A 1,064-nucleotide genomic window follows, 5' to 3' on the forward strand; every position below is an offset into this window, starting at 1 on the left:
TATTCTTCCTCCATTTAATTAATGTTATTATACTCACTTTTTTTGAATTATACTGAACATTACATGTATATGTTGTACTTTTCATTGAATTTTTTCACTTGTTCACCCTGAAGTTTTTGACACAGTCGATTATAGTGAGTATTTTATTAAACTGAGTAGCTTAATTCAATATTTATTTGCTCATTAAATTTTCTCTGGACAATTCATATACAATAGAAAAAAGATTACTTTAGGAAGAACTAAATAAAAAATAGGTAAATTACTCAAAAATACAAGTTAGTTAATTATGATAGAAATAAATAGCTATTGTTTAAGAGAAATAAAGTTCTTTAATATTTTAAGACCCTGAACACCACTTTTTTCTGGATGGAACTGAGTTGCAAAGACATTATTTATATTTAAAGCTGCAGTGATGTCAATACCATAATCACATGTTCCAACTATTGTATTTTCATCTTCAACAACAGCATGATATGAATGAACAAAATAAAAAGATTTATTTTGAGCTTCATTTAAAAGAGAAGTATTTTTGATAATATTTAATTGATTCCATCCCATATGAGGGACTTTTCTGGTGTCTGGAAGTTTTTGGACATTGCCTTTAAAAATATCAAGACCTTTAATTCCTGGACTTTCTTCACTTTCACTTAATAGAACTTGAAGACCTAAACAAACTCCTAAAAATGGTTTATCATTATTTATATGTTCTAAAATCAAATGTTTAAAAGGCTCGATATTATCCATTGCTCGTCCAAAAGCACCTACTCCTGGAAGCACCAAAAAATCAGCATTAGCAATTTTTTCCAAATCATTTGTAATAATCGGATTTGAACCAATCTTAGAAAACCCATTTGAAATACTTTTAAGATTTCCACTACCATAATCAATAATTGTTACCATAAAATCCCTATTAAAATATTATTAAATTTATTATAAATTATAGGGGATGTCCCATAATTCTATAAGTCGTTGAAAATCTATTTAATTAATTTTTAAGCGTTTTAACTAAATATATAGTAAAACAAAGTTATTTTAATCATTTTTAAATATAATATGTTTTCATG

At 26.0% G+C, this 1,064-nt stretch carries 1 protein-coding gene; it reads right to left on the bottom strand.

Annotation, left to right across the window (positions count from 1 at the left end):
* Positions 1 to 303: 303 nt before the first annotated feature.
* Positions 304 to 900: an imidazole glycerol phosphate synthase subunit HisH gene (gene hisH, locus MBFIL_RS04630; RefSeq protein WP_066971923.1), complete on the bottom strand. Its 597-nt coding sequence runs from the start codon at positions 898 to 900 to the stop codon at positions 304 to 306.
* Positions 901 to 1,064: the final 164 nt, after the last annotated feature.

Origin of the sequence: Methanobrevibacter filiformis (genome assembly GCF_001639265.1) — an archaeon.
In the GTDB taxonomy this organism is placed as follows: domain Archaea; phylum Methanobacteriota; class Methanobacteria; order Methanobacteriales; family Methanobacteriaceae; genus Methanacia; species Methanacia filiformis.